A 6,000-nucleotide genomic window follows, 5' to 3' on the forward strand; every position below is an offset into this window, starting at 1 on the left:
CCCCGCGTCGGGCCCCGTACGGGCCTGCGGCCGCGTCCCTAGTCGCCGGACCGGCTGGGCGTGGCCAGGGCGGCCCGCATGACCTCGCGGGCGATCGGCGCCGCGCTGCCGCCGCCGCTGATGTCCGCGCGGTCGGCGGCCGCGTCCTCCACCACCACGGCCACCGCCACGGCCGCCTCCAGCTCGCGCGGCCGCTGCGCCCACGAGACGAACCACGCGTACGGCGTGCCCGCGTTGCCGAACCCGTGCTGCGCGGTGCCGGTCTTGCCGCCGACCGTCACCCCGGGGATCGCCGCGTTGCCGCCCGTGCCCTCCTCGACGACGTCCGTCATCAGCTCCCGCAGCCGCGCCGCCGTCCGCGGGCCCATCGCCTGGCGCAGCGTCCGCGCCGCCGTCGCGCCCACCGCGTCGCCCGACCCGGTGGTCGTCCGGTCCACCAGGCGGGGCGCCTTGACGTAGCCGCCGCCTGCGACGGCCGCCGCGACCATCGCCATCTGGAGCGGCGTGGCCCGCGTGTCGTACTGCCCGATGGCCGAGAGCGCGAGCTGCGCCCGGTCCACCGAGGTGGCGAAGGTGCTGGTGGCGACGGCCGACGGCACCGTGAGCCCCGGCGTGTTGAAGCCGAACCTCCTGGCCGCCGCGGCCATCGTGCCCAGGCCCGCGTCGGCCCCCAGCTTGGCGAAGACGGTGTTGCACGACCACTGGAAGGCGTACCGCAGGCTCGCGTCCTCGCAGCCGGAGACCTCGTTCGACAGGCGCGTCGCGGTGCCGGGCAGCGTGTACGGGTCGGGCGAGTCCGTCGGCGCGTCCAGGTCGGTCACCAGGCCCGCGTCGAGCGCGGCCGCCGCCGTGACCACCTTGAACGTCGAGCCCGGCGGATACGTCTGCCGCAGCGCGCGGTTCAGCATCGGCCTGCCGGGGTCGGCGTTCAGCCGCTCCCAGGCCCTGGTCACCCCGGCGCCCGTCCCGGCCAGCCGCCCGGGGTCGTACGAGGGGCTGGACACCAGGGCCAGGATCCTGCCGGTGCCCGGTTCGAGCGCGGCGACGGCGCCCTTCCTGCCGCCGAGCCCGGCGTGGGCGGCCCGCTGCACGGCCGCCCTGACGGTGGTGGCGACGTCGCCACCGGGGCTCCGCGTGCGGGTGAGGTCGTGCCAGAGCGGCAGCGGCGCGAGCATCGGGTCGGTGCCGGAGAGCAGCGCGTCCTCGGCGTGCTCCAGGAACGTGGTGCCGTACACCTGCGAGGAGAAGCCCGTCACCGGCGCGTACAGCGGGCCGTCGCGGTACGTCCGCTCGTAGCGGAGCTGTTCGCCGGTGTCCTTCGAGCCGGTGACCGGGCGGCCCTCCACCAGGATGTCGCCGCGCGGCTGGTGGAAGCGCTCGATGGCCCGGCGGCGGTTGGCGGGGTTGTCGTCGTAGGTCTCGGCGTCCAGGACCTGCACGCGGGTGGCGTTCACCAGCAGGGCCACCAGCAGCAGCGCGCAGAAGGCCGCGGCGTGCCGGATGTACCGGCTCACGCGGCACGCTCCCCGGGCCGCGGCGGCCCGGCGTCCTGCCCGGCGCACTCCCCGGCGGGCGGCTGCGAGCGGGCCGAGTCGCTGAGCCGGATGAGCAGCGCCACGATGATCCAGTTGGTCACCACGGACGAGCCGCCCTGGGCGAGGAACGGCATCGCCATGCCGGTCAGCGGGATGAGCCCGGTCACGCCGCCCGCGATGACGAACACCTGGAGCGCCACGATCGAGGCGAGCCCGATCGCGAGCAGTTGCCCGAAGGGGTCGCGCAGCACGAGCCCGGTGCGGTAGCCGCGCTCCACGAGCAGCGCGTAGAGCAGGAAGATCGCGGTGAGTCCGGTGAGCCCCAGCTCCTCGCCCGCCGTCGCCAGGATGAAGTCCGACTTCGCGGCGAAGCCGATGAGGATGGAGTCGCCGTGCCCGAGGCCGGTGCCGAGCACCCCGCCCGCCGCGAACGCGAAGAGCGACTGGGCGAGCTGGTTCGGCCCCCGGCCCGCCTCGATGGACGCGAAGGGGTGCAGCCAGTCCTGCACCCGGCCGTGCACGTGCGGCTCCAGCGAGCCCACGGCGTAGGCGCCCGCCGCGGCGAGCAGCAGCCCGACCGCGATCCAGCCGGCCCGGCCCGTGGCGACGTACAGCAGGATCACGAAGAGTCCGAAGAAGAGCAGGGAGGTGCCGAGGTCGCGCTCCAGGACCAGGACGCCGACGCTCAGCAGCCAGATCGTGACGACCGGCCCGAGCACCCGCCCGGTGGGGAGCTGGACGAACCGCCACAGGGTGCGCCCGGTGGTGGTGAGCGCGGCCCGGTTGGCCGCGAGGTAGCTGGCGAAGAACACCGCGAGCAGGATCTTCGCGAACTCGCCCGGCTGGATGGACAGCCCGCCGGCCCGGATCCAGATGCGGGCGCCGTTCACCGCCGGGAAGAAGATCGGCACGATCATCAGGACGAGGGCCGCGACGACCGACAGGTACGCGTACCGCCGCAGCAGCCGGTGGTCGCGCAGCGCCACCACGACCGCCACGCACAGCCCGACGCCGATGGTGGACCAGACGAGCTGGGTCGGCGCGGCCCGGTCGCCGGGCGTCTCCAGGTCGAGCCGGTAGATGAGGACGAGCCCGAGGCCGTTGAGCAGCACGGCGATCGGGAGCAGCAGCGGATCGGCGTACGGGGCCCGCAGCCGCACCGCCAGGTGGGCGAGGAGCGCGAGAAGCCCCAGCCCGGCGCCGTAGCCGGCGGCGCCGGGCGGGACCGAGCCGTTCCTGGCCAGGCCCACGTCGCAGTAGCCGTAGACCGGGAGCAGGACGGCGGCGACGGTCAGGGCGAGTTCGGTGCCCCGGCGCCGCGGGACGCGGACCTCCATGACCGGAACGTAGCAAGCTCCGGGCGTGATGTCCGGTTATGCCCCGCCTGTGCGCCGACGGCTCAGCACCAGTGCGGCACCTTCCCGACGGTGGTGATGTAGTGCGCCGACCCCCAGGCCCAGGTGCCGTCCGTGAGGAGGTACCAGTGGTTGTTGCCGTGCACGTCGCCGCCGCGGGTCTTGCAGTGGATGTGCACGACCTTGCCGTACGGCTCGTGCCGGACGACGCGGCTGCCCCGCAGGGGCCGGTCGCGCAGGAGCAGCCCGGACTTGGCGGTGACCTTGCCCTTGTAGGCGCGTGGATGCTCGTTGCCGCCGTCGGACGCGAGCACGGGGGCGGCGGCCAGCGTGGTGACGGCGACGGCGCCGCTCGCGGCCGCGACGGCGAGGCGGGTGGCGAGGGAGCGGGAGCGGGGGCGGGGGTGCAGGGTCATGCGAGGCCTCCTGTTGCGGGGGAAGCGAACGTGGGACACGGCTGTTCGGCACGGTTGTTCCATAAGCCGCGATTCACGCTAAAAGCGACAGGAGGCGTCCGCAAAAGGTCACGTACGGACAGGTGGTGGCGTCAGGCGATCGGCGGTGCCGGGCGGTGAGGGGCGCGGCCCGGTGACCGGTGCGGTGGCGTCAGGAGTGGCCCTCGCCCGGGTCGCCGCCGTGGGCCGTCTCGCCGTCGGGCAGGATCAGCGTCGCCACCGCGCCGGGGCCGTCGGCCGCGTTGGTGAACGTCAGCACGGCGCCCACCACCTGCGCCTGGCCCAGCGCGATGGTCAGACCGAGGCCGTGCCCCTTGCTCGTGCCCTCCGTGCGGAACCGCTGGGGCCCGTGCTCCACCAGGTAGTCCGGGAACCCCGGCCCGTGGTCCCGTACGGTGATCACCGGCCCGTCCACGGTCAGGACCACCGGCGGGGCGCCGTGCTTGAGCGCGTTCGCGACGAGGTTGCCGAGCACCCGCTCCAGGCGCCGCCCGTCGGTGTCCACCACCAGGTCGCGTACGACGACGAGGTCCACGGCGGCGCCCGACACCCGCACCACGCGCTCCGCCAGGGGAACGAGCCGCACCGCGTCCAGGTCCACGCGTTCGTTGCGCGCGTCGAGGCGGGAGATCTCCAGGAGGTCCTCGGTGAGCGTGCGCAGCGCGGCCACCCGGTCCCGGACCAGCTCGGTGGGGCGGCCCGGCGGCAGCAGTTCGGCCGCCGCGTGCAGCCCGGTCAGCGGGGTGCGCAGCTCGTGCGCCACGTCCGCGGTGAACCGCTGCTCGCTCAGGAGCTTGCCCTGGAGGGAGGAGGCCATCGTGTCCAGGGCGCCGGAGACCGTGGCCACCTCGTCCTGGTGGCGGTCGGGGTCACGGGTGCGCGGGTCGTTCACCCGCGCGTCCAGGTCACCCGCGCTGATCCGCCGCGCCACCCGCGCCGTCAGGTGCAGCCGCCGCGTCACCCGCGTCACCGCGAACGACCCGACCAGCAGCGTCGCCCCGATCGCGAGCACCGACGAGCCGAGGATCGCCCGGTCCAGGCCGTCGATGGTACGGGCGCCCTGCGCGTAGTCGACCTGCACGGCGATGGCCCGGCCGCCGTCCGCGGGCCCCGCCGCCCACACCGTGGGCGTCCTGTCGTGGTCGCCGACCATCGTGCCGCGCTCCCCGCCCACGGCGAGCTCGCGCAGCCGGCGCGGCAGGTCCGGCGGGTCGATGCCCGCGCCCGGCCCGAGCCGCCCGCCCGCCTCGTACTGCTCGGTGGCGTCGTCGAGCCGGGACAGGGCGCGGTCGCGGGCCTGGCCCACGGTCTGGTTGGTCACCGCGACGTGCACGAGGACGCCGAGCAGCGCCGCGAGCGCGCAGCACATGCCCGCGATGAACACCGCGGCCTTCCAGCGGAGCGTGGCGGTCCAGGCGGGCGGGCGCAGCGGCAGGCGGGGGCGGCGGCGGGCGCGGTCGCCGGTCATGAGCCCGCGCCGGAGGAGTCGCCGGAGCCGGCCGGGGCGCTGGAGCCGTCGGGGCCGTCCGGGCCGTCGAAGCCGTCCGGGTCGCCGGGGCCCGGCCGTTCGCCCGCGCTCGGCCCGGGCGCGGGGTCCTCCCGGCCGGGGTCCTCGGTGAGCTCCGGCACCGGTGCCGGGCTGCGGGCGCCCTCCGGCCGCGGCGCGTCCGAGGAGCGCAGGAACTCGTCGCGCGTCGGCAGCATCGCGCGCTGGTGCCGGTCCCAGGACCAGGCCGTGCGGTACTCGTAGCCCGGGATGTCGGACACCGCGCGCAGCACCAGGTCGCGCCCGGCGAGCTCCACGCCGAGCACCGCGTCGGAGGTGCCCATGATCTGCGTCAGGTGCCCCTTCTCCATCGCGTACACGCGGATGGCGAGCTGCTCATCGGGCATCCGGATGCCGACGACCACGTCGTCCTTCCCGTCACCGGTGAAGTCGCGGTAGTACGCCTTGAGGACCGGGCACTCCTTGCCCTTCCTGCCGCAGTCGCGCAGGGCGTCGGCGGTCTCCTTGTAGAGCGCGGAGGGGCCGGTGTAGTCGTCGGGGTGCGCGGCCGCCTGCGCCTTCACGATGTCGACGGGGTCCACCTTGTGCAGGTCGCCGCCGGGCACCTTGACGCCGTCGACCTGCTCGGTGTCCGCGTTGCCGTAGTCGCCGACCGGCGAGGAGGCGGGCGGCAGGTCCGGCCACAGCCGGGTGGGCCCCACGGCCGTCGGCGTGGCGCCCGCGCTCCGCAGGTCGCCCGGGTCCCCGCAGCCCGCGGCGAGCGCGGACGCGGCCAGCGCGAAGACACCCGTGGCGAGCGCGCGGCGCCCGCGGGGTCCGGACGCGCGCGGCCTGCGGCTGCGGTTCAACTGCACTCCTGCTTGCCGCGGGGCGGCGGTGGTGGTGGTGACGGCGGTGGTGGTGACGGTGACGGCGGTGGTGGTGACGGCGGTGGTGGCGTGGTCGGTGCGGTGACCTCCCGCACCGGGCCGCCGCAGGTCAGCGGGTGCGGCTCGGGCCGGTCGGTCGCCCCGTACACCTTATGGGGTGGAAAGTCATCCTTGCCGCCCCGCGACCGCCACGGACCTGCCCGCCGGCGCCCGCGGGCGCGCCCGGTCCGGCGCTCAGCCCCCGGTACGGCCGTGGCGGCGCACCGCGAAGCCGAGCCC

The 6,000-nt window shown here is 75.6% G+C and carries 5 protein-coding genes; all 5 read right to left on the reverse strand.

Annotated features, from left to right (window positions below; translation table 11 throughout):
• Positions 1-38: 38 nt before the first annotated feature.
• The 5 genes from IE330_RS28305 to IE330_RS28325 all read right to left on the reverse strand — a co-directional run bounded on the left by IE330_RS28305 (position 39) and on the right by IE330_RS28325 (position 5,706).
• Positions 39-1,514 carry a penicillin-binding transpeptidase domain-containing protein gene (locus tag IE330_RS28305; RefSeq protein ID WP_190138984.1) on the reverse strand — a complete coding sequence of 492 codons (1,476 nt, stop codon included), beginning with the start codon at positions 1,512-1,514 and terminating at the stop codon, positions 39-41.
• Positions 1,511-2,872, reverse strand: a complete 1,362-nt coding sequence (locus IE330_RS28310; protein WP_229925991.1) for an FtsW/RodA/SpoVE family cell cycle protein — start codon at positions 2,870-2,872, stop codon at positions 1,511-1,513. Before IE330_RS28310 ends, IE330_RS28305 begins: the two co-directional genes overlap by 4 nt.
• A 62-nt stretch (positions 2,873-2,934) precedes the next feature.
• A complete protein-coding gene (locus IE330_RS28315) occupies positions 2,935-3,306 on the reverse strand; it encodes an SH3 domain-containing protein (RefSeq protein ID WP_190138985.1) in 372 nt (123 codons plus the stop codon).
• A gap of 190 nt (positions 3,307-3,496) precedes the next feature.
• Positions 3,497-4,813, reverse strand: a complete 1,317-nt coding sequence (locus IE330_RS28320; RefSeq protein WP_190138986.1) for an ATP-binding protein — start codon at positions 4,811-4,813, stop codon at positions 3,497-3,499.
• A complete protein-coding gene (locus tag IE330_RS28325; protein ID WP_190138987.1) occupies positions 4,810-5,706 on the reverse strand; it encodes a hypothetical protein in 897 nt (298 codons plus the stop codon). The genes IE330_RS28320 and IE330_RS28325 overlap by 4 nt, the downstream gene beginning before the upstream one ends.
• Positions 5,707-6,000: the final 294 nt, after the last annotated feature.

The organism is Streptomyces longispororuber (assembly GCF_014656095.1).
Lineage (GTDB): Bacteria > Actinomycetota > Actinomycetes > Streptomycetales > Streptomycetaceae > Streptomyces > Streptomyces longispororuber.

Bases quoted from the DNA above. Each gene is read 5' to 3' on its own strand.
- IE330_RS28310 (WP_229925991.1), bottom strand. From the start codon at position 2,872: ATGGAGGTCCGCGTCCCGCGGCGCCGGGGCACCGAACTCGCCCTGACC.
- IE330_RS28315 (WP_190138985.1), bottom strand. From the start codon at position 3,306: ATGACCCTGCACCCCCGCCCCCGCTCCCGCTCCCTCGCCACCCGCCTC.
- IE330_RS28320 (WP_190138986.1), bottom strand. From the start codon at position 4,813: ATGACCGGCGACCGCGCCCGCCGCCGCCCCCGCCTGCCGCTGCGCCCG.